At 64.9% G+C, this 18,870-nt stretch carries 18 protein-coding genes; 10 read left to right on the top strand and 8 right to left on the bottom strand.

What is annotated here, in order from left to right:
* Nucleotides 1–3: 3 nt before the first annotated feature.
* Together FOB72_RS07560 and FOB72_RS07555 are read right to left on the bottom strand one after the other, a co-directional pair.
* Nucleotides 4–414: a hypothetical protein gene (locus FOB72_RS07560; protein WP_150371962.1), complete on the bottom strand. Its 411-nt coding sequence runs from the start codon at nucleotides 412–414 to the stop codon at nucleotides 4–6.
* A 92-nt stretch (nucleotides 415–506) separates the two neighbouring features.
* Nucleotides 507–1,403, bottom strand: a complete 897-nt coding sequence (locus FOB72_RS07555) for a pyruvate, water dikinase regulatory protein (protein ID WP_150371961.1) — start codon at nucleotides 1,401–1,403, stop codon at nucleotides 507–509.
* 255 nt (nucleotides 1,404–1,658) lie between these two features.
* Between FOB72_RS07555 and ppsA the strand changes: the two genes are divergently transcribed.
* Nucleotides 1,659–4,061, top strand: a complete 2,403-nt coding sequence (gene ppsA / locus FOB72_RS07550; protein ID WP_150371960.1) for a phosphoenolpyruvate synthase — start codon at nucleotides 1,659–1,661, stop codon at nucleotides 4,059–4,061.
* A 67-nt stretch (nucleotides 4,062–4,128) separates the two neighbouring features.
* On the opposite strand, the gene FOB72_RS07545 is transcribed toward ppsA, so the two are convergent.
* Together FOB72_RS07545 and FOB72_RS07540 are read right to left on the bottom strand one after the other, a co-directional pair.
* On the bottom strand, nucleotides 4,129–5,085 hold the full coding sequence (locus tag FOB72_RS07545) for a tripartite tricarboxylate transporter substrate binding protein (protein ID WP_223851491.1): 957 nt from the start codon (nucleotides 5,083–5,085) through the stop codon (nucleotides 4,129–4,131).
* Between the two features lie 67 nt (nucleotides 5,086–5,152).
* On the bottom strand, nucleotides 5,153–6,037 hold the full coding sequence (locus FOB72_RS07540) for an oxaloacetate decarboxylase (protein WP_150371958.1): 885 nt from the start codon (nucleotides 6,035–6,037) through the stop codon (nucleotides 5,153–5,155).
* A gap of 196 nt (nucleotides 6,038–6,233) precedes the next feature.
* Between FOB72_RS07540 and prpR the strand changes: the two genes are divergently transcribed.
* The gene (gene prpR, locus FOB72_RS07535; protein WP_150371957.1) at nucleotides 6,234–8,198 is read left to right on the top strand and encodes a propionate catabolism operon regulatory protein PrpR; all 1,965 of its coding nucleotides are present in this window, start codon (nucleotides 6,234–6,236) and stop codon (nucleotides 8,196–8,198) included.
* A 36-nt stretch (nucleotides 8,199–8,234) separates the two neighbouring features.
* Here prpR and smpB read toward each other — a convergent pair whose 3' ends face one another.
* The gene (gene smpB / locus FOB72_RS07530; protein WP_150371956.1) at nucleotides 8,235–8,687 is read right to left on the bottom strand and encodes an SsrA-binding protein SmpB; all 453 of its coding nucleotides are present in this window, start codon (nucleotides 8,685–8,687) and stop codon (nucleotides 8,235–8,237) included.
* Between the two features lie 129 nt (nucleotides 8,688–8,816).
* On the opposite strand from smpB, the gene FOB72_RS07525 reads away from it, so the two are divergent.
* Both FOB72_RS07525 and FOB72_RS07520 read left to right on the top strand, forming a co-directional pair.
* On the top strand, nucleotides 8,817–9,257 hold the full coding sequence (locus FOB72_RS07525) for a type II toxin-antitoxin system RatA family toxin (protein WP_150371955.1): 441 nt from the start codon (nucleotides 8,817–8,819) through the stop codon (nucleotides 9,255–9,257).
* Nucleotides 9,241–9,606 carry an RnfH family protein gene (locus tag FOB72_RS07520; protein ID WP_150371954.1) on the top strand — a complete coding sequence of 122 codons (366 nt, stop codon included), beginning with the start codon at nucleotides 9,241–9,243 and terminating at the stop codon, nucleotides 9,604–9,606. The genes FOB72_RS07525 and FOB72_RS07520 overlap by 17 nt, the downstream gene beginning before the upstream one ends.
* On the opposite strand, the gene FOB72_RS07515 is transcribed toward FOB72_RS07520, so the two are convergent.
* Nucleotides 9,607–10,161: a DUF4124 domain-containing protein gene (locus tag FOB72_RS07515; protein ID WP_150371953.1), complete on the bottom strand. Its 555-nt coding sequence runs from the start codon at nucleotides 10,159–10,161 to the stop codon at nucleotides 9,607–9,609.
* 37 nt (nucleotides 10,162–10,198) lie between these two features.
* Nucleotides 10,199–11,161, bottom strand: coding sequence for a DMT family transporter (locus FOB72_RS07510; RefSeq protein WP_150371952.1), 963 nt, complete (start codon nucleotides 11,159–11,161; stop codon nucleotides 10,199–10,201).
* Between the two features lie 113 nt (nucleotides 11,162–11,274).
* On the opposite strand from FOB72_RS07510, the gene guaB reads away from it, so the two are divergent.
* The 5 genes from guaB to FOB72_RS07485 all read left to right on the top strand — a co-directional run bounded on the left by guaB (nucleotide 11,275) and on the right by FOB72_RS07485 (nucleotide 17,063).
* The gene (guaB, locus tag FOB72_RS07505; protein WP_150371951.1) at nucleotides 11,275–12,738 is read left to right on the top strand and encodes an IMP dehydrogenase; all 1,464 of its coding nucleotides are present in this window, start codon (nucleotides 11,275–11,277) and stop codon (nucleotides 12,736–12,738) included.
* A gap of 111 nt (nucleotides 12,739–12,849) precedes the next feature.
* Complete coding sequence (locus tag FOB72_RS07500) at nucleotides 12,850–13,521, top strand: hypothetical protein (protein ID WP_150371950.1); 672 nt, start codon at nucleotides 12,850–12,852, stop codon at nucleotides 13,519–13,521.
* A complete protein-coding gene (guaA, locus tag FOB72_RS07495) occupies nucleotides 13,496–15,115 on the top strand; it encodes a glutamine-hydrolyzing GMP synthase (RefSeq protein ID WP_150371949.1) in 1,620 nt (539 codons plus the stop codon). Before FOB72_RS07500 ends, guaA begins: the two co-directional genes overlap by 26 nt.
* Nucleotides 15,116–15,246: 131 nt before the next feature.
* Entirely contained in the window at nucleotides 15,247–16,284 is a 1,038-nt protein-coding gene (locus FOB72_RS07490) for a hypothetical protein (RefSeq protein WP_223851458.1), read from the top strand.
* Nucleotides 16,285–16,289: 5 nt separating this feature from the next.
* Nucleotides 16,290–17,063, top strand: a complete 774-nt coding sequence (locus FOB72_RS07485; RefSeq protein WP_223851457.1) for a hypothetical protein — start codon at nucleotides 16,290–16,292, stop codon at nucleotides 17,061–17,063.
* A gap of 4 nt (nucleotides 17,064–17,067) precedes the next feature.
* Here FOB72_RS07485 and FOB72_RS07480 read toward each other — a convergent pair whose 3' ends face one another.
* The gene (locus FOB72_RS07480) at nucleotides 17,068–17,970 is read right to left on the bottom strand and encodes a LysR family transcriptional regulator (protein WP_223851456.1); all 903 of its coding nucleotides are present in this window, start codon (nucleotides 17,968–17,970) and stop codon (nucleotides 17,068–17,070) included.
* A gap of 86 nt (nucleotides 17,971–18,056) precedes the next feature.
* Between FOB72_RS07480 and FOB72_RS07475 the strand changes: the two genes are divergently transcribed.
* A complete protein-coding gene (locus FOB72_RS07475) occupies nucleotides 18,057–18,860 on the top strand; it encodes an NADPH-dependent F420 reductase (RefSeq protein ID WP_150371947.1) in 804 nt (267 codons plus the stop codon).
* Nucleotides 18,861–18,870: the final 10 nt, after the last annotated feature.

The following is an 18,870-nucleotide window of genomic DNA, read 5'->3' as shown; positions in this document are numbered from 1 at the left end:
GGGCTAGCGCGTCTGCGCCCTGGTGTCCGCCGGTTGCCCCGTCTTCGGGGCGATGAATGCTTCGACCTTGTCGAGCCGAACTTCGAGTCTGTCCACCTTGCGATCGAGGGCGTGCACCTGCGCCTCGAGGCGATCAAACCGCTGATCGAATTTGGTTTCCAGGCGACCGAGCCGATTGTCGAATTGGGTTTCCAGGCGACCGAGCCGATTGTCGAATTGGGTTTCGATGCGAACGAGGGCGTCCTTCAGGTCGCGGCCGCTGTATTCCACGATGGCAAACACGGCGGACAGCGACGTGAGAACGCCGGCGAAAAGAAGGGCGCCGACCTTCGGCGGCAGGTGGCCGGGATCGCGTGGGGTCAGGGTATGCGGGAAGTCGCCAGCGGTATGCACATGGCCTTGGGGATGGGACACGGTGGTTTTCTCCTGTGGACAACGACAGCGTTGCCATTGAAATTTGCCACCGTGTCAGGGCTCCGAACAGGAGACGATTCTCAAAATAGCGGTCAATAGTTGTCGCGATCGACCTTGATTTCCTGCAGGATCGTCGTCGCGATTTCCTCGATCGACTTGTGGGTCGAGGACAGCCACTTGATGCCCTCGCGCCGCATCATCGTCTCGGCCTCGTTGACCTCGTAGCGGCAGTTCTCGATGGCCGCGTACTTGCTGCCGGGCCGGCGCTCGTTGCGGATTTCGGTCAGGCGCTGCGGATCGATCGAAAGCCCGAAGATCTTGTTCTTGAACGCATAGAGCGCCGTGGGCAGCTTGCCGCGTTCGAAGTCGTCGGGAATCAGCGGGTAGTTGGCGGCCTTGAGGCCGTACTGCATGGCCAGGTAGAGGCTGGTCGGGGTCTTGCCGCTGCGCGAGACGCCCACGAGGATGACGTCGGCTTCCTGCAGGTTCTTGTGCGACTGGCCGTCGTCGTGCGCGAGCGAGAAGTTGATGGCCTCGATGCGGTTCTTGTACGCCTCGGTGTCGGCGTTCTGGTGGAAGCGGCCGATCGCGTGCGTGGACTTGAGGCCGAGCTCCTTCTCCAGCGGCTCGATGAAGGTCTGGAACATGTCCAGGATCATCGCCTTGGCGCGGCGGATGGCCTTGTTGGATTCGGCGTTGACGAGCGTCGTAAACACGATCGGCGGCACGCCTTCGTTGTAGAACGCCTCGTTGATCTTGCCCACGGCGATATGTGCCTTCTCGGGCGTATCGACGAACGGCATGCGCACCTTGCGGAAACGCATCTCGAACTGCGCGAGGATCGAGTGGCTGAATGTTTCGGCGGTAATGCCGGTGCCATCCGAGACGATAAAGACCGTACGGACGGCAGGGCGATCGGCGGCGCCGGTGACGGGGGTGGGCGCTACGGACGCCGGTTGCGGCGCATCAGGCGCTTCCGGAAGGGACATGTCTGATCAATTATTTGGAGCCGCATTTTCGCGAAGTGCGGTGCGGCACGGTAGAATAGCGGCGATCTTTTGGCTAAGCAATTGCGCGGGCGCAAGCCAGACAACGATCATACGGTCGATTGTCAACAATGTGCGCCGCAGCAAAGGCGATGGAAATGCCGGGCAAATGCTTAGCCAAGCGATCGCTTCCGGGAACAGAACTCCAACAAGATACCGGGCGACACGAAAGATTTCTTACTTTGTTTTGAGGCTTTCATGACCAACGCCAATCAGGCAAATGCCGGCGCACTCGACGGCGCCTATGTGCTGCCGTTCGAGCAGCTCCGCATGCACGACGTGGAGACTGTCGGCGGCAAGAACTCGTCGCTCGGCGAGATGATCTCCCAGCTGGCCCAAGCCGGCGTCCGCGTTCCCGGCGGCTTTGCGACGACCGCGCTCGCCTTCCGCGATTTCCTGGCTCACAACGACCTGACCGCGCGCATCTCCGCGCGCCTGAAGGCACTCGACGTCGACGACGTCAAGGCACTGGCCGAGGCCGGCGCCGAGATTCGCGGCTGGGTCGTGAACGCGCCCCTGCAGCCGCGTCTGGAAAAGGAGATTCGCGAGTTCTACGCAACGGTGTCCGCGCGCGAAGGCGCCGAGGCGTCGTTCGCCGTGCGTTCGTCGGCCACGGCCGAGGATCTGCCGGACGCTTCGTTCGCGGGCCAGCAGGAGTCGTATCTGAACGTCAGCGGCATCGATGACGTGCTGGACAAGATCAAGCACGTGTTCGCCTCGCTGTACAACGACCGCGCGATCTCGTACCGCGTGCACAAGGGCTTTGCCCACGACGTGGTGGCGCTGTCCGCCGGCATCCAGCGCATGGTGCGTTCGGACCTCGCATCGTCGGGCGTGATGTTCACGATCGACACCGAGTCGGGCTTCCCCGACGTGGTGTTCATCACGTCGAGCTACGGCCTCGGCGAGACGGTGGTGCAGGGCGCCGTGAACCCGGACGAGTTCCACGTGTTCAAGCCGACGCTGGCGTCGGGCAAGTACCCGATCATCCGCCGCTCGATCGGCTCGAAGCTCATCAAGATGGAATTCACGGCACCGGGCGAAGCCGGCCGCGTGAAGACCGTCGATGTGCCCGTGGAACTGCGCAACCGTTACTCGATCACCGACGCCGACGTGTCGGAACTGGCCAAGTACGCGGTCATCATCGAGAAGCACTACGGCCGCCCGATGGACATCGAGTGGGGCAAGGACGGCAAGGACGGCAAGATCTACATCCTGCAGGCGCGCCCGGAAACGGTGAAGAGCCAGTCCGCCGGCAAGGCCGAGCAGCGCTTCAAGCTGAAGGGCACGGCACCCGTGCTGACCAGCGGCCGCGCCATTGGCCAGAAGATCGGTACCGGTCCGGTCCGCGTGATCAACGATCCGTCGGAAATGGAACGTGTGCAGCCCGGCGACGTGCTCGTGGCCGACATGACCGACCCGAACTGGGAGCCGGTGATGAAGCGTGCTTCGGCGATCGTGACGAACCGTGGCGGCCGTACCTGCCACGCGGCGATCATCGCGCGCGAACTCGGCGTGCCCGCCGTGGTGGGTTGCGGCGACGCGACCGACATCCTCAAGGATGGCACGCTGGTGACCGTGTCCTGCGCCGAGGGTGACGAAGGCCGGATCTACGACGGCCTGCTCGAGACCGAAGTGACCGAGGTCCAGCGCGGCGAAATGCCGGCCATCGACGTCAAGATCATGATGAACGTGGGCAATCCGCAGCTCGCGTTCGACTTCGCGCAGATCCCGAACGAAGGCGTGGGCCTGGCGCGTCTCGAGTTCATCATCAACAACAACATCGGCGTCCACCCGAAGGCGATTCTCGACTATCCGCAGGTCGATGCCGACCTGAAGAAGGCCGTGGAATCGGTGGCCCGCGGCCACGCGAGCCCGCGCGCGTTCTACGTGGACAAGCTGGCCGAAGGCATCGCGACGATCGGCGCGGCGTTCTATCCGAAGCCCGTGATCGTGCGTCTGTCGGACTTCAAGTCCAACGAGTACAAGAAGCTGATCGGCGGTTCGCGCTACGAGCCGGACGAAGAAAACCCGATGCTGGGTTTCCGTGGCGCCTCGCGCTATATCTCCGACGACTTCGCCGAGGCGTTCGAGATGGAATGCAAGGCCATGAAGCGCGTGCGCGACGAAATGGGCCTGACCAACGTCGAGATCATGGTGCCGTTCGTGCGGACCCTGGGTCAGGCGGAAAAGGTCATCGAGCTGCTGGCCAAGCACGGCCTCAAGCGCGGCGAGAACGGCCTGCGCATCATCATGATGTGCGAAGTGCCGTCGAACGCGATTCTGGCCGAAGAGTTCCTCCAGTACTTCGACGGCTTCTCGATCGGCTCGAACGACCTGACGCAGTTGACGCTGGGCCTCGACCGCGACTCCGGCATGGAGCTGCTGGCCAAGGACTTCGACGAGCGCGATCCGGCGGTGCAGTTCATGCTGGCCCGTGCGATCTCCACGGCGCTGCGCCTGGACAAGTATGTCGGCATCTGCGGCCAGGGTCCTTCGGACCATCCGGACTTTGCCGCGTGGCTCGCCAAGGAAGGCATCAAGTCGATCTCGCTGAATCCTGATTCGGTGATCGATACGTGGAAGCAGCTGGCTTCGTAAGCCACGTCGCCATGTAGAAAGGCCGCCCCGAGGGGCGGCCTTTTTGTTTGCAGGTTTGCGAGATCGCTTATTTTTCCTGCATCTTCGCGGCCTTGACGATCTCGCCCAGGCGGCGGCGTTCGGCGTCCACGAACTTCACGAACTCGGCGCGCGTGCCGCCGATGGGCTCGATACCGACGGACTTGAGCCTGGCCGCCGTGGCCGGGTCGCGCATGGCCTGATCGACCGCGGCCGCCACCTTGTCCATGATCGCGGGCGGCGTGCCCTTGGGCGCGTGCACGCCGGCCCAGTGCGCGATCTGCAGGTCCGGGAAGCCTTGCTCCGTGGCCGTGGACAGCTGCGGGTAGGCGGAGATGCGCTGCGTCCACGTCGTGGCCAGCGGCTTGAACTTGCCTTCGCCCACGATATGCGGCAGTGCGATGATGCTGGCCTCCGACGTGCCTTCCACCTGTCCGCCGAGCACGGCGGTCGTGCTCTCGCCACCGCTCTTGTACGGAATCGACTGCAGCTTGGCGCCGTACTTCACGTTGAGGATCTCGGCCACGAAATGCGGCGTGCTGCCGGTGCCCGCGGTCGCGAAGTTGAAGCCGTTGCCTTTCTTCGAGGCATCGACGAATTCGCGCAGGGTGTTGTACGGGGAGCTCTTCGGCACCACGATCACGGACGGGGCCAGGCCGATCATCACGACCGGCACCAGCGCATCGTCCTTGAACGGGATCGACTTCTTGATCATGCTGTTCGAGATCACGCCCGCCGCGCTGATCAGGAACGTATAGCCGTCGGGGGCGCTGCGGGCGACGACTTCCGCGCCCACGGTACCGCCCGCGCCCGGACGATTGTCGATCAGTACCGTCTGGCCCAGCACCTTCGACGCGCCTTCGGCCGCCGCGCGGGCCATCAGATCGTTGGCGCCGCCGGCCGAGAACGGCACGACGAAGCGAATGGTCTTGGACGGCCACGTGTCGGCGGCGGCCGCGGTGCCGGCCGCCGTAAACGTGGTGATCAGGGCCGCCGAAGCGATCAGGGTGCGCGTGAATCGGTTGGTCTTATGCAAAACGTGTCTCCAAAAGCGAATAACAACATCTGAAACGTCAGTCTTTCGCGGCGTACTTCTTGTCGAGCGCGTCGTAGCGCGGCTTGTTGACAAGGCGTTGGCGCTCGCTGAACGGTGCCACGAGCGTCGCGTCTTCATCGAGGCGCCCCTGCTTTTGCAGCGTGCCGAGCGCGCGCTGCATGCCGAGCACCGCGCCCTGCAACGCCGCGTTCGCGTACAGCACGATGGCGTAGCCAAGGCCGGCAAGCGCCTCGCGCGACTGCGTCGGCGTCTTGCCGCCGATCACGATATTGATCAGTTGCGGAATGTCGATCAGGCCGGGCAGGCGTTCGATATCGGCCAGCGACTCGGTGGCTTCGATAAACAGGATGTCCGCGCCCGCCTCGACGAAGCGGCGGCCGCGGTCGATCGCGTCCTCGATGCCATGCACGGCGGCCGCATCGGTCCGCGCGATGATCAGCAGGTTTTCGTCCTCGCGCGCATCGGCCGCGGCCTGGATCTTGCCGACCATCTCGCTCGTGCTGATGACTTCCTTGCCCGCGAAGTGCCCGCACTTCTTCGGCATGATCTGGTCTTCCAGCTGGACCGCGTCGGCGCCGCTGCGTTCGAGGACCTGGATCGTGCGATAGACGTTCACCGCGTTGCCGAAGCCCGTGTCGGCATCGACGATGATCGGTAGCGCGATGGCATCGCGCACGCGCGACGTGTGCTCGGCGACTTCGTGCAGGCCGATAAAGCCGAGGTCGGGCAGGCCCAGCGACATGTTGGTCACGCCGGCACCGGTCAGGTACAGCGCCTCGAACCCGGCGTCCTCGATGACGCGGGCGCTCATGGCATTGAATGCGCCGGGCACGAGCAGGCCCTGGCGGGCTTCGACCTTGGCGCGGAAGGCGGCACGGCGTGCCGCGGAGGAGGTGGTCATGATGGGGTCTCCGGATCTCGAATGGATGTGCCTCTTTTCGCACGGAGCGTGCCAGTCGGACGGTTCGCCAAAAACTTCATGCAAAACAATGACTTGGGTGCGGGGCGCGTGGTTGAGCTACCATGCCGGAACGTTTCATGTGTTTCACGGAACGTTCCAGTCTCGGGCTGGACGTTTTGGCACCAAGGTCTTTCCCATGTCCCAAGTCGTATCGAACGCCGTCCCTGGACGTCCCGGCATCGCCCTCGTCAGTTTTAGTCAACTTGCGACGCTCTGTGAAACCGTCGCGCCGCGCTATGGCGATCAGGCGCGATTTTTCTCGGTGCGGGCCGGCTACGGCGCGGCCGTCGCGGCGCTGCAGACACATATCGAGGCCGGCACGGTCGATGTGGTGCTGGCCGCGGGCTCCAACGGCGCCTATCTGCGCGACAACCTCGCGGTGCCCGTGGTCATGGTCAAGGTCAATGGCTTCGACGTGCTGAGCGCGATCGCGCAGGCCATCTCGCTATGGCCGGGCGAGTCGGTCGGACTCGTGCTGCACGAGGCCATTTCGAAGGAGCTTGCCGAACTGGGCAAGTACCTGCGGCTCGACCTGCGGCAGCGCGCCTATCGCTCGATCGATGAAGTGCGCGAAGCCGTGGAGACCCTGGCGGCCGAAGGCTGCACCGTGATCATCGGCCCGGGCATGGCCTGCGACCTTGCATTGCGTGCGGGGCTGCACAGCGTGTTCCTGTATTCCATGGGCGCCGTGGAGGAAGCGTTCGAACGATCGATCGAACTCGCGCGCATGAGCCGGCAGAAGGAGTCGAAGCGCGTGCGTCTGAACACGATCGTCGCGCATCTGCGCGATGGGGTGGCCGCGTTCGACGAGTCGGGGCAGGTGGAGGTGGTCAACCCGGCAATGCTCGAACTGCTGGGTGTGGACCGCGCGCAGGATATCGATGCGCAGTTGATGCGCGCGCTTGGCGCGCAGCTGCGCGACGCGGGCGACGGCGATGCCATGGCGGAAGAGCGCATCGAGCAGATGGGCGGCCGCGCGCTGATCATGAACAGCCTGCCGATCGTCGATCATGGCGTGCGTTCGGGCACGGTCATCACCGCGCAGGATGCGCTCGTCGCGCAGCGCATCGACCGCTCGCTGCGCACGAGCCAGCGGCCGCGGCATGTGGTCGCGCGGCACAAGCTGGCCGATCTGACCGGCGCATCGGCGGCGATCGATCGCGTCAGGCGGCTCGCGCAGGCCAGCGCCGCGCACGATGCCACGCTGCTGCTGATCGGCGAGAGCGGCACGGGCAAGGAGCTCGTCGCGCAGGGCGTGCACAACGCGAGCGAGCGCCGGGGTAATCCGTTCGTGGCCTTCAATTGCGCGGCGTTGCCGGAGGGACTGATCGAAAGCGAACTGTTCGGGCACGAAGAGGGCGCGTTCACGGGCGCGCGGCGCGGCGGCAAGCCGGGGCTCTTCGAGGTGGCGCACACGGGCACGATCTTTCTGGATGAAGTGGGCGAGATGCCCGCGGCGTTGCAGAGCCGGCTGCTGCGCGTGCTGCAGGAGCGCGAGGTCATGAAGCTCGGGGCGGGGCGCGCGACGCCGATCGACGTGCGCGTGATTGCCGCCACGCACCGGGACCTCCGCGAACTCGTGCGGCAGGGGACGTTTCGCGCCGACCTGTATTTCCGTCTGAATCTGCTGCAGATCGCGTTGCCCGCGCTGCGCGAGCGGCGCGAGGACATTCCCGACCTCGCGCGGCAACTGCTGGCGCGCAGCCGCAGCAAGTACGGCCTGGCCGCGCGGAACGATGGGCAGGACGACGCGCGCATCGTCGCGTTCCTGCAGCCGTTATTCGCGTCGTACGCGTGGCCGGGCAATGTGCGCGAGCTCGAGAACCTCGTGGCGCGCGCGGCGATCTATCTGACCGATGCCGCGTGGAGCGCGCAGCAGGATCTGCGGGAGATCTTTCCCGAGTTCGATGAGGTGGGTGAGGTAGTTGAGGCGGGCGAGCGGCACCGGCAGGCCGCGGCACCATCCGCAGCGCCGCCGTCGCGTGACGACGTGCTGCGCGCGCTGGAGGCGCACGGCGGCAATCGCGCCGCGGCGAGCCGCGCGCTCGGCATCGGCCGTACCACGCTGTGGCGGCTCATGAAGTCGTCACCCGCGCGCTGAGGGCGACCACGATCAGGACGACCGGATCGAGGGCGATTACTCCTTGGCGTCGCCCTTGAGGATGCGCGCCTTCTCGCGCTGCCAGTCGCGGTTCTTCTCGGTCTCGCGCTTGTCGAACTGCTTCTTGCCCTTGGCCAGCCCGATCTCGCACTTGATGCGACCGCGCTGGTAATGGAGGTTCAGCGGGACCAGCGTATAGCCGCGCTGCTCGACCTTGCCGATGAGCTTGCTGATCTCGGCGGCCTTGAGCAGCAGCTTGCGCGTGCGGACGGGGTCGGGCTGGACGTGCGTGGAGGCGCTCTGCAGCGGGCTGATATGCGCGCCGATGAGGAACATCTCGGCGTTGCGGATGACCACGTAGCCTTCCTTTATCTGCGCGCGGTTAGCCCGGATCGCCTTGACTTCCCAGCCTTCCAGCACGAGGCCGGCTTCGTACCGCTCTTCGATGAAGTAGTCGAAAAAGGCTTTCTTGTTGTCTGCGATGGTCATGCGTTCCGATGAATGATGAGCTGGGGTGTCCGCTGGGGATGCCCTTCGCGCGCGTGTCGGCTAAAATCCCGATTCTAGCAAACCAGACAGGCGCCGGCCCAGCCCGGCAGCGCCCCGCATTCCGCTTACATGGCCGACGTCCACAAATCCGTCCTGCTCGGGTATTCCGCCGAGCAGATGTACGACCTGGTAACCCGCGTGGAGGACTACCCGAAGTTTCTGCCGTGGTGCGGAGGAGTGGAGGTCTTCGAGCAGACCGAAACGCTGCTCGACGCGAAGATCAATATCCACTTCAGCGGCATCAAGCAGTACTTCCATACGCGGAACATCCAGGAGCGTCCCACGCGAATCGATATGACGTTCGCGGACGGACCTTTCAAGACCTTCAATGGCACGTGGCGCTTCACGCCGCTGCGCGCCGACGCGTGCAAGATCGAATTCCATCTGCACTACGAGTTCTCTAGCGTCCTGCTCGAGAAGATCATCGGCCCGGCGTTCAGCGTCATCGCCAATACGTTCGTCGATGCGTTCGTGAAGCGGGCCGAGGTGGTCTATGACAACAAGACCTGATCTCGCGCCCGGGTCGCCGGCTGCCGTCGTGCGCCTGGCCGTCTGCTATGCGCGGCCGGACCGCGTGTTCCTGGAGGACGTGGAAGTCCCGCCGGGGACGTCGATCGTGCAGGCCATCGCGGCCAGCGGGCTCGTGCGGGCCTGTCCCGAGGTCGATCCGAACACGATGCGCGTGGGAATCTTCGGCAAGCTCAAGACGCTCGATACGGTGGTGCGCGACGGTGATCGTGTGGAGGTGTATCGCGCGCTCACGGCCGATCCCAAGCAGGCGCGGCGCAGGCGCGTGCAGAAGACCCGCGCCACGGGGACCCGCGAAGGCCAGAAGTGGCTGCGCGGCAAGTCTGACTGATCAGCCGCCGGCGCCGCACTCCGCCGCGATCGCGGTATTCGTGCGTTCCAGCGACGCGGCGCGCTCGGCATCGTCCAGCGCCTCGCGCGCGCCTTCGCTGTTGATGCGCGCGATGCGCGCGTTCTGCGAGAGTCCCAGCGCGTAGTTCTGCAGCTCCTGGCAGCGCGCGGCGCGCTGAGCGAGCCTGGCTTCCCTGGCGGCCGTTTCCTCTTCCTGCTTCAGGCGCGCCGCGCGGCGCTTCTCGAAGCCTTCCTTCTGGGCCTGCAGGGCCGCCTGGCTGTCGTTCGGCGTCGAGGCGATGGTATTGACCGACCCCTTGCCCTTGTCGGCTGCGCCCTCGGCGCCATCGGCGGGGACATAGGCGCCCGGCGCGCGGCCCGGTGCCGACAGGATGTTGCGCGCCGGCACGCCAGGCGGCGGTGGCGTGTCGCTGTAGACCTTGCGGCCGGCCTCGTCGCGCCATTGCCACTGGGCCTGGGCGATGCCGGGCAGCGCGGCGATGCCGGCCGCGGCGAGCAGGGAGAGACCGAAAAAGCGCGCGAACGAGCGTTTCATGGGGAGGTAACGTGCGTGGTGAGCAACGCACAGCAGTCTACGCAGACTTGTCCGGGGCGTGCAAGCGCACGGACCAGGCCACCCCGATCATCAGCAATGCAACGGCGGCCGTCTCGAGCGGCCGGGGCCAGCGATGGTCGAAGACAAACCCATATGCCAGCGCGAATAGCGTCTCGAACACGATCATCTGGCCCGACAGCGTGAGGGGTAGCCGACGGCTCGCGATGTTCCACAGGTTGTTGCCAATAAGCGACGCTCCGATTGCAACGGCGCCGTTGACGATCCAGAACCACTGCCAGTCGCGCTGGCTGCCGGACGCGGTGAGGGTGTCGCCGGCGACCATCCACCCGATGACCGCGAGCACCGCGGAAACGAGGCCCGTGGACAGCCCATAAAGCGCGGACCATTCGTTGCCGCTGAAATGCGGGTTGCACTGCAGGTAGCGCGCGTTGTCCACCGCGTACAGCGACCAGCAGACGAGCGCGCCCACGGCGCACAGCACGCCGGCGATCTTCTCCCATACCGGACGGATTGCCGCGTCGGTGGCCGCCGCGCCATGGGCGCCGCCGCCGCCGGAGAACAGATCGATATTGATGCAGGCGATGCCCGCGGCAACGACGAGCAGCGGCAGTACGAGCTTCGATAACGGAACCGCGCCATGGTCGCGGCGGCCCATGATCGTGACCGTGATCGGGAGGATGCCGATGATCAGCGAGGTGGGGCCCACGCCGGCCAGTTGCACACCGAACGCGAGCAGCACGTAGTAGAGCAGGTTGCCCGTGAATGCCTGCCGCAGCAGCGCGATGCAGTCGGCGCGCGTGAGCTTGCGCAGGATGCGGCGAAGCATCGGCAGCGTGGCCACGCATGCGACGATGCCATAGGCGAGGTAGCGGCCGATGGCGAGTTCCCACGGTGAAAATACCGGCAGCAGCTTGGGCGCGATGAACACCATCCCCCAGAACGCGCCGGCCAGCAGGCCGCACAGGACGCCGATTCCCATCGTCTCCGTTCTCGAATCTTGAAAGGAAGGCGAGCATAGCAAAGGGTTTGCGGGAAAGCATCAGCAAATCCTGCAATCCTGTATAATCTGCTTTTGCGCCTAGAGGATTTGCTATGCGTCTTGTCCAGAAAGCACTCACGTTCGATGATGTGCTGCTCGTACCGGCCTATTCGGCCGTCCTGCCCCGGGATGTTTCCCTTCGCACCCGCCTGTCTCGTTCCATTGAATTGAACATTCCGCTGGTCTCCGCCGCCATGGATACCGTGACGGAAGCCCGCCTCGCCATTTCCATGGCACAGGCCGGCGGCATCGGCATTGTCCACAAGAACCTGAAGCCAGCCGACCAGGCGCGCGAAGTCGCGCGGGTCAAGCGCTACGAGTCGGGTGTACTGCGTGATCCGATCACCATTTCGCCGGACATGAAGATCCGCGATGTGATCGCGCTGTCGCAGCACCACGGCATTTCGGGTTTCCCGGTGCTCGAAGGCAAGACCGTCATCGGCATCATCACCAACCGCGACCTGCGCTTCGAGGAAGACCTGGAAGCGCCGGTGCGCGCGAAGATGACGCCGCGCGAGAAGCTGGTGACCGTGGCCGAAGGCGCGCCGCTCGAAGAAGCCAAGCGCCTGATGAACCGTCACCGCCTGGAGCGTGTGCTCGTGGTCAACAGCGCGTTCGAGCTGCGCGGGCTGATCACCGTGAAGGACATCCAGAAGGCCGTCGATAACCCGCTGGCAAGCAAGGACGACCATGGCCAGCTGCGCGTAGGCGCGGCAGTTGGCGTGGGCCCGGACAACGACGAGCGTGTGGATCTGCTGGTGAAGGCCGGCGTGGACGTGATCGTGGTCGATACCGCCCACGGCCACAGCCAGGGCGTGCTGGACCGCGTGCGCTGGGTCAAGCAGAACTATCCGCAGGTGCAGGTCATCGGCGGCAACATCGCCACCGGCGCCGCCGCGCGTGCGCTGGTCGATCATGGCGCCGATGGCGTCAAGGTCGGTATCGGTCCCGGTTCCATCTGCACCACGCGTATCGTCGCGGGTGTGGGCGTGCCGCAGATCACGGCCGTCTCCAACGTGGCCGAGGCGCTGCAGGGCACCGGTGTGCCGCTGATCGCCGACGGTGGCGTGCGTTACTCGGGCGATGTGGCCAAGGCCCTCGCGGCAGGCGCGCATACGGTGATGATGGGCGGCATGTTCTCGGGTACCGAGGAAGCGCCGGGCGAAGTGTTCCTGTATCAGGGCCGCTCGTTCAAGAGCTACCGTGGCATGGGTTCGGTGGGCGCGATGAAGGATGGCGCCGCGGACCGTTACTTCCAGGAAGACAACACCGCCAACGTCGACAAGCTCGTGCCGGAAGGCATCGAGGGCCGCGTGCCTTACAAGGGCCCGGTGCAGGCGATCATTCACCAGCTGACCGGTGGCATTCGCGCGTCGATGGGCTATTGCGGCAGCAGCTCCATCGCCCAGTGGCACGAGACGGCGGAGTTCATGCAGATCACGGCGGCAGGCATGCGCGAGTCGCACGTGCACGACGTCCAGATCACGAAGGAAGCGCCGAATTACCACATCGACTGATTCCGCAGTCGATCCGGCCGCACGGCCGCGCAAGCCTTGTCCGCGCAGATTGCGGGCGGGGCCGCGCGGCCGTGTGTACATGAGTCACCGACATCACGGACAGGAGCGCCAATGAAGATACTGCTGCGAGCGGTGCTGTTTCTCGATGCCTTGCTCCAACTGCTGCTTGGCATCCTGCTGCTGGCGTCGCCGTTTGCGACGCTGTATGCCGCGCTGCAATTGCCGCAGCCGCAGCCCGCGCTGTACGGGCAACTGCTCGGCGTGGCAATGATCGGCTTTGCCTGGCTTCTGGTGCAGGCCACGATCAACGGCCAGCTGACCGTCGCCATCGCGCGGACGGTCGGACAGGTGAATCTGATCGGCGCGATTCTGATCGTATCGTGGGTGCTGTTCCTTGAAGTGCCCGTGCAGGGCGCGGGCAAGATCTGGCTGCTGACGCTGGCCGCGGTCCTCGCGTTCTTTGCAGCGGTGCAGATTCCCGCGGCCAAGCGCGTGCGCCGGCGCGAGCGCGAGGCACAGCTGGCACGCGAGGCCGAGCGCCAGGCGGCCACCACGGCCACCACGGGCGGACGTCCCGTCGGTCCCGGTGGCGATGCGGTGCGACCCGACCCTTATCCTCATGACGATGCGGTTCGTCCGGCATCGCGCGAATATCCTGAATACCGGCGCGAGCCGGTCATCACGCCGCCGCCGGGCTATGGGCCCGGTACCGAAGTGTTGCCCGACCCTGCAACGGAAGAACTGCCATCCCCCCATCATGCACGACAAAATCCTCATTCTTGATTTCGGCTCGCAGGTCACGCAGCTGATTGCCCGCCGTGTTCGCGAGGCCCACGTCTATTGCGAAATCCATCCGAACGACGTGTCCGACGAGTTCGTGCGGCAGTTCGCGCCGAAGGCCATCATCCTGTCGGGCAGCCACGCCAGCACCTACGAGGACCATCAGCTGCGCGCGCCGCAGGCCGTGTGGGACCTCGGCGTGCCCGTGCTCGGCATCTGCTACGGCATGCAGACGATGGCCGTGCAGCTGGGCGGCAAGGTGGAGTGGAGCGACCATCGCGAGTTCGGCTACGCCGAGGTGCGCGCGCACGGCCATACGCCGCTGCTGCAGGACGTGCAGGACTTCGTCACGCCGGAAGGCCACGGCATGCTCAAGGTCTGGATGAGCCACGGCGACAAGGTGGCCGAACTGCCGCCGGGCTTCAAGCTCATGGCGTCCACGCCGAGCTGCCCGATCGCGGGCATGGCCGATGTGGATCGCGGCTACTACGCCGTGCAGTTCCACCCCGAAGTCACGCACACGGTGCGCGGCCGCGAGATGATCGAACGCTTTGTGCTCGGCATTGCCGGCGCGAAGGCGGACTGGGTCATGCGCGACCACATCGAGGAAGCCGTCTCGAAGATTCGCGAGCAGGTGGGCGATGAAGAGGTGATTCTGGGCCTGTCCGGCGGTGTCGATTCGTCGGTGGCCGCGGCGCTGATCCATCGCGCGATCGGCGATCAGCTGACCTGCGTGTTCGTCGATCATGGCCTGCTGCGCCTGGACGAAGGCAAGATGGTGATGGACATGTTCGCGGGCCGCCTGCACGCGAAGGTGGTGCATATCGACGCGTCGGACCAGTTCCTCGGCCATCTGGCCGGCGTGACCGACCCCGAGCAGAAGCGCAAGATCATCGGCCGCGAGTTCGTCGAGGTGTTCCAGGCCGAGGCGAAGAAGCTGAGCAACGCCAAGTGGCTGGCGCAGGGCACGATCTATCCGGACGTGGTGGAGTCGGGCGGTACCAAGACGAAGAAGCAGACCACGATCAAGAGCCACCACAACGTGGGCGGCCTGCCGGAGACGCTGGGCCTGAAGCTGCTGGAACCGCTGCGCGACCTGTTCAAGGACGAAGTGCGCGAACTCGGCGTGGAACTCGGCCTGCCGCCGGAGATGGTGTACCGCCACCCGTTCCCGGGCCCGGGCCTCGGCGTGCGGATTCTGGGCGAGGTGAAGCGCGAGTACGCGGAGCTGCTGCGCCGCGCCGATGCGATCTTCATCGAGGAACTGCGCAAGACGATCGCGACCGAGCAGGACGCGGCGGCCGGCCTGTGCGAGCCGCATCAGGTGGGCAAGAGCTGGTACGACCTGACGAGCCAGGCGTTCGCGGTCTTCCTGCCCGTGAAGTCGGTCGGCGTGATGGGCGATGGCCGCACGTACGACTACGTGGTGGCACTGCGCGCGGTGCAGACCACGGACTTCATGACGGCGCACTGGGCGCACCTGCCTTACGCGCTGCTGGGCCGCTGCTCGAACCGCATCATCAACGAGGTCCGCGGGTTGAACCGGGTGGTGTACGACGTTTCGGGCAAGCCGCCTGCGACGATCGAGTGGGAATAACTGCCCAGCGGACTTCCGGTTTATAGATGTCGTAAAAAGCTCACGTTCAGTGAGCTTTTTGCCATTTGTGAGCCATCTCCGCCTTGACGCATTGAGGGTGGCACTAAGATAACGTACTTCTGCACGATAACATGGTGTATGTTATCGTGTGGAATGTACGTTACCGGGGCTTCACCTTGCCATCTCTCGCGACCGACGTTCTGCGTTATCTCCATGAGGTCTTGGGCATCGACGCACCAGGCGTCGAGCCGTGGACAGGCGCGGGGCAGTTGCCTTACTTCCTCCAGGATGCCTTTCAGTTCTGCGAGCTAGAGCTGCTAGGGCAGCCCGTCATTCTGGCGATGGCCGCCGCCGACGCCAGGACGTCTCTGAGCGAGATCCGGCTCTGGGTGAGCAAGGTCGGCGCCTTGGCCGGCCATCCGGTGGTTTACGTCACGGATGCCTTGCCGTCCTATGACCGCCGGCGGTTGATCGAGCAGAAAGTCCCGTTCATCGTTCCGGGCAACCAACTCTACCTGCCAGACCTGGGTCTGGATTTGCGTGAACATTTTCGGCAGCGCGCTACGCCCACGGAAGCGCTGAGCCCATCCGCGCAGGCCATGCTGATTTCCGCTTTACTGCATCAGCCATGGCAATCCGACTGGCAGCCCTCCAGCGTGGCGGCGGTCCTCGGCTATACGCCAATGACAGTGTCGCGTGCTGTCAAGGAACTCACTGGGACCGGGCTGGCCACTGCCTACACGGTTGGTCGTTCGCGCTGGCTGAAGATGGAACATCCTCCACAGCAGATATGGGAACGTGCGAAACCCATGCTGCGAACGCCGGTCAAGCGCGTGGCGTGGGTGGCAGCCTGTGAAGACGTCCGATATCGGCCGACTCGCATGGCAGGCCTGAGTGCGCTCGCTCGCCATTCCATGCTGACGGCGCCGAGATGGCCGGTGTATGCGATGGCCGCCGCCGATTGGAAGGTCGCGACGGAGGCCGGGATTCAGGAGTTGCCCGAGCCTGAAGCGGGCGCCCAGCAGTGGCAGTTATGGAGCTACAGCCCGGCGTTGATGTGGGATACCGACATTGTTGACCCCCTCTCGCTGACGCTTAGTTTGCAGGATAGCGCCGACGACAGGGTTCAGCTCGCACTGGATGAACTCAAGGGACTGTTGCCGTGGTGAGAGGATTGGCTATTTTTCAGGAGCATTTCGCGGCGTACGCCGACCAATATGTATTGATTGGCGGCACAGCTGCGAGTCTGACGATGGAGGAGGCGGGCCTGGAGTTCCGAGCCACGAAGGACCTCGACATTGTCCTGCACGTGGAGGCGTTGACGCCGGCGTTCGGCGAAGCCTTCTGGGAATTCGTTGAGGAGGGTGGGTACGAAATTCGTCAGGCGAGTGACACAGGCAAACCGACCTTCTATCGATTTCAGAAGCCGGCCGATGATCGCTACCCCGCGATGATCGAGTTGTTCGCGAGAACGCCTGCAGGACTAAGGCTGGCCGAAGGCAGTGCGCTGACACCGATACCATTGGATGAAGCCGTCTCCAGCCTGTCCGCCATTCTGCTGGACGAAGTCTACTACGCGTTTATCATGGCTGGACGTCGCGAGGTCGGTGGTCTGCCGTGGGTCGGTGAAGATCGTCTGATCCCGCTCAAGGCCATCGCGTGGCTGGACCTGAGCAGCCAGAAGGAGCATGGCGCAAAGGTAGATGCCAAGGACGTGCGCAAGCACCTCAACGACGTGCTGCGTCTTTCCCAGCTTCTGACACCCGATACACGCATCTCGCTCGACAACAAGATCGGCGCGGACCTGACGCGCTTTCTTGTCGCCATTGCGGCCGATGCAACGATCGATCCAAAAGCACTGAATCTCGGCAACGTTGCCGTCGCCGATCTGGTCGCCCGAATCGCCAGGGCGTATGACATTGCATTGCCTGCGCAGGCGAAGCGATGATGATCTATGCGGCCAGCGGGACCCCGAATGCCCTCACGCTCAGGTCCACGAAGCTGCGTACCTTGGGGTCCATGTAGCGGCTCGAGGCGAATACGGCGTGGACCGGGGCGGGCGGTTCTGACCAGCCCGGCAGTACGCAGGACAGCGCGCCTTCCGCTTCGTACGGCGCCGCCATGAAGCGGGGCAGTTGCGCGATGCCGATGCCCGCCAGGGCGAGGTTTCTTGCGGAGAGGGTGCTGCTGACCGCGCAGCGTGGGGACGTCGTGATGCGCTCCGTTTGCGTGCCGTTGCCGAGCGTCCAGCTGGCGCGGCCGCGGGTCGTTTTCAGGATCAGCGCGTGATGCTTCAGGTCGCCGGGCGTCAGAAGCTTCGGTGCATCTTTCAGGTAATCCGGGGCCGCGTACAGGCCGTAATCCACTTCCCCCAGCTTGCGGGCTGACAGGCCTGAGTCCTCCAGCGCGCCGACGCGAACCGCGACGTCGAAGCCTTCGTGGATGATGTCGACCATGCGGTTCGTGTATTCCGCCTCCACCGTGACCTTCGGTCCCAGCCGCAGGAATGCGGCGACCCACTGGTCCACGACCATCGTCCCGAATTCGGAGCCGGCCGTGATCTTGAGCAGGCCCTTGGGCTCCCTCGACTGTTGCGCCACCGCGGCCTCCGCGGCCTCGGCGGCGGTGAGGATGCTGATCGCGCGCTCGAAATAGTCGCGGCCGACTTCGGTCACGTTGAGCCGCCTCGTCGAGCGAGTCAGGAGCTGGGCGCCGAGTTTTTCTTCCATGCGCCGCACGATGCGGCTGACCCTTGCCTTGTCGGTGCCGAGCCGTTCCGCGGCCGTGGTGAAGGAGCCGTCGGTTACCACGGCCGCGAAGACGCGCATCTCGGGCAGGTCGACTGATGTAGTCATGGACAACAGTATGTGATTTTCGGCGCTATTTATCAATCCTGGCGTCACGTTCAAAGTGCGATCTTCTTCAACACACGAGACGTACGATGAAACAAACAATCGGAATCATTGGCGCGGGACTGGTCGGCAAGGCCGTTGCGCGTCTGGCCGTCGCGGCGGGCTATCACGTCGTGATCAGCAACGCGCGCGGCCCCGCCACGCTTTCCGCGCTGGTCGGGGAGCTCGGGCCGCTCGCTCGCGCCGGCACCGTCGAGGACGCGATTGCGGCCGCGGATATCGTCACGCTCGCCATTCCGCTGGCGGTCTTCGAGACGCTGCCGGCGGACGGGTTTGCCGGCAAGGTCGTGCTCGACCAGACCAACTATTACCCGGGCATGGGCGAGTTTCGCCGGGCCGATCTCGACAACGGCGAACTGACGTCGAGCGAACTCGTGCAACGGCACCTTCGTGGCGCGAAGGTGGTGAAGGGCCTGCATAACCTGAGCTGGATCCACATGGCGCGCAATGCCCGTCCCCGGGGCGATGCCGCTCGGACGACATTGCCCATTGCTGGCGACGATGCGGCCGCGAAGGCTGCGGTGATGCGCTTTGTCGAGGCGGTGGGCTACGACGTCATCGACGCGGGCGCGCTCGCGGACAGCTGGCGGATCGAACCCGGCACGCCGATCTATTTCTGGCGCTATGCCCCCGTCGTGCCGGATGGCGCGACGGGCGACGAGGCGAAGCGGTACTACCTGCAGCCAGGCAAACCCGTTTCTCGCCATGACGCCCGCCAACTCGTCAACGAGGCGGTACGCCCGTCGCCGATCGGCGGGACGCTGGACGGCATGCCGCAGGTGCATATCGACCTGTTCCTCGAGCAGGCCAGTGCGGACACCGTCAGAACGTAAGCGCGAGGAA

It is taken from the genome of Cupriavidus pauculus, assembly GCF_008693385.1.
Lineage (GTDB): Bacteria > Pseudomonadota > Gammaproteobacteria > Burkholderiales > Burkholderiaceae > Cupriavidus > Cupriavidus pauculus_D.
This window is presented reverse-complemented; position numbering and strand designations above follow the sequence as displayed.

Bases quoted from the DNA above. Each gene is read 5' to 3' on its own strand.
- FOB72_RS07555 (WP_150371961.1), bottom strand. From the start codon at position 1,403: ATGTCCCTTCCGGAAGCGCCTGATGCGCCGCAACCGGCGTCCGTAGCG.
- ppsA (WP_150371960.1), top strand. From the start codon at position 1,659: ATGACCAACGCCAATCAGGCAAATGCCGGCGCACTCGACGGCGCCTAT.
- FOB72_RS07540 (WP_150371958.1), bottom strand. From the start codon at position 6,037: ATGACCACCTCCTCCGCGGCACGCCGTGCCGCCTTCCGCGCCAAGGTC.
- prpR (WP_150371957.1), top strand. From the start codon at position 6,234: ATGTCCCAAGTCGTATCGAACGCCGTCCCTGGACGTCCCGGCATCGCC.
- smpB (WP_150371956.1), bottom strand. From the start codon at position 8,687: ATGACCATCGCAGACAACAAGAAAGCCTTTTTCGACTACTTCATCGAA.
- FOB72_RS07525 (WP_150371955.1), top strand. From the start codon at position 8,817: ATGGCCGACGTCCACAAATCCGTCCTGCTCGGGTATTCCGCCGAGCAG.
- FOB72_RS07520 (WP_150371954.1), top strand. From the start codon at position 9,241: ATGACAACAAGACCTGATCTCGCGCCCGGGTCGCCGGCTGCCGTCGTG.
- FOB72_RS07515 (WP_150371953.1), bottom strand. From the start codon at position 10,161: ATGAAACGCTCGTTCGCGCGCTTTTTCGGTCTCTCCCTGCTCGCCGCG.
- FOB72_RS07510 (WP_150371952.1), bottom strand. From the start codon at position 11,161: ATGGGAATCGGCGTCCTGTGCGGCCTGCTGGCCGGCGCGTTCTGGGGG.
- guaB (WP_150371951.1), top strand. From the start codon at position 11,275: ATGCGTCTTGTCCAGAAAGCACTCACGTTCGATGATGTGCTGCTCGTA.
- FOB72_RS07500 (WP_150371950.1), top strand. From the start codon at position 12,850: ATGAAGATACTGCTGCGAGCGGTGCTGTTTCTCGATGCCTTGCTCCAA.
- guaA (WP_150371949.1), top strand. From the start codon at position 13,496: ATGCACGACAAAATCCTCATTCTTGATTTCGGCTCGCAGGTCACGCAG.
- FOB72_RS07490 (WP_223851458.1), top strand. From the start codon at position 15,247: ATGGTGTATGTTATCGTGTGGAATGTACGTTACCGGGGCTTCACCTTG.
- FOB72_RS07480 (WP_223851456.1), bottom strand. From the start codon at position 17,970: ATGACTACATCAGTCGACCTGCCCGAGATGCGCGTCTTCGCGGCCGTG.
- FOB72_RS07475 (WP_150371947.1), top strand. From the start codon at position 18,057: ATGAAACAAACAATCGGAATCATTGGCGCGGGACTGGTCGGCAAGGCC.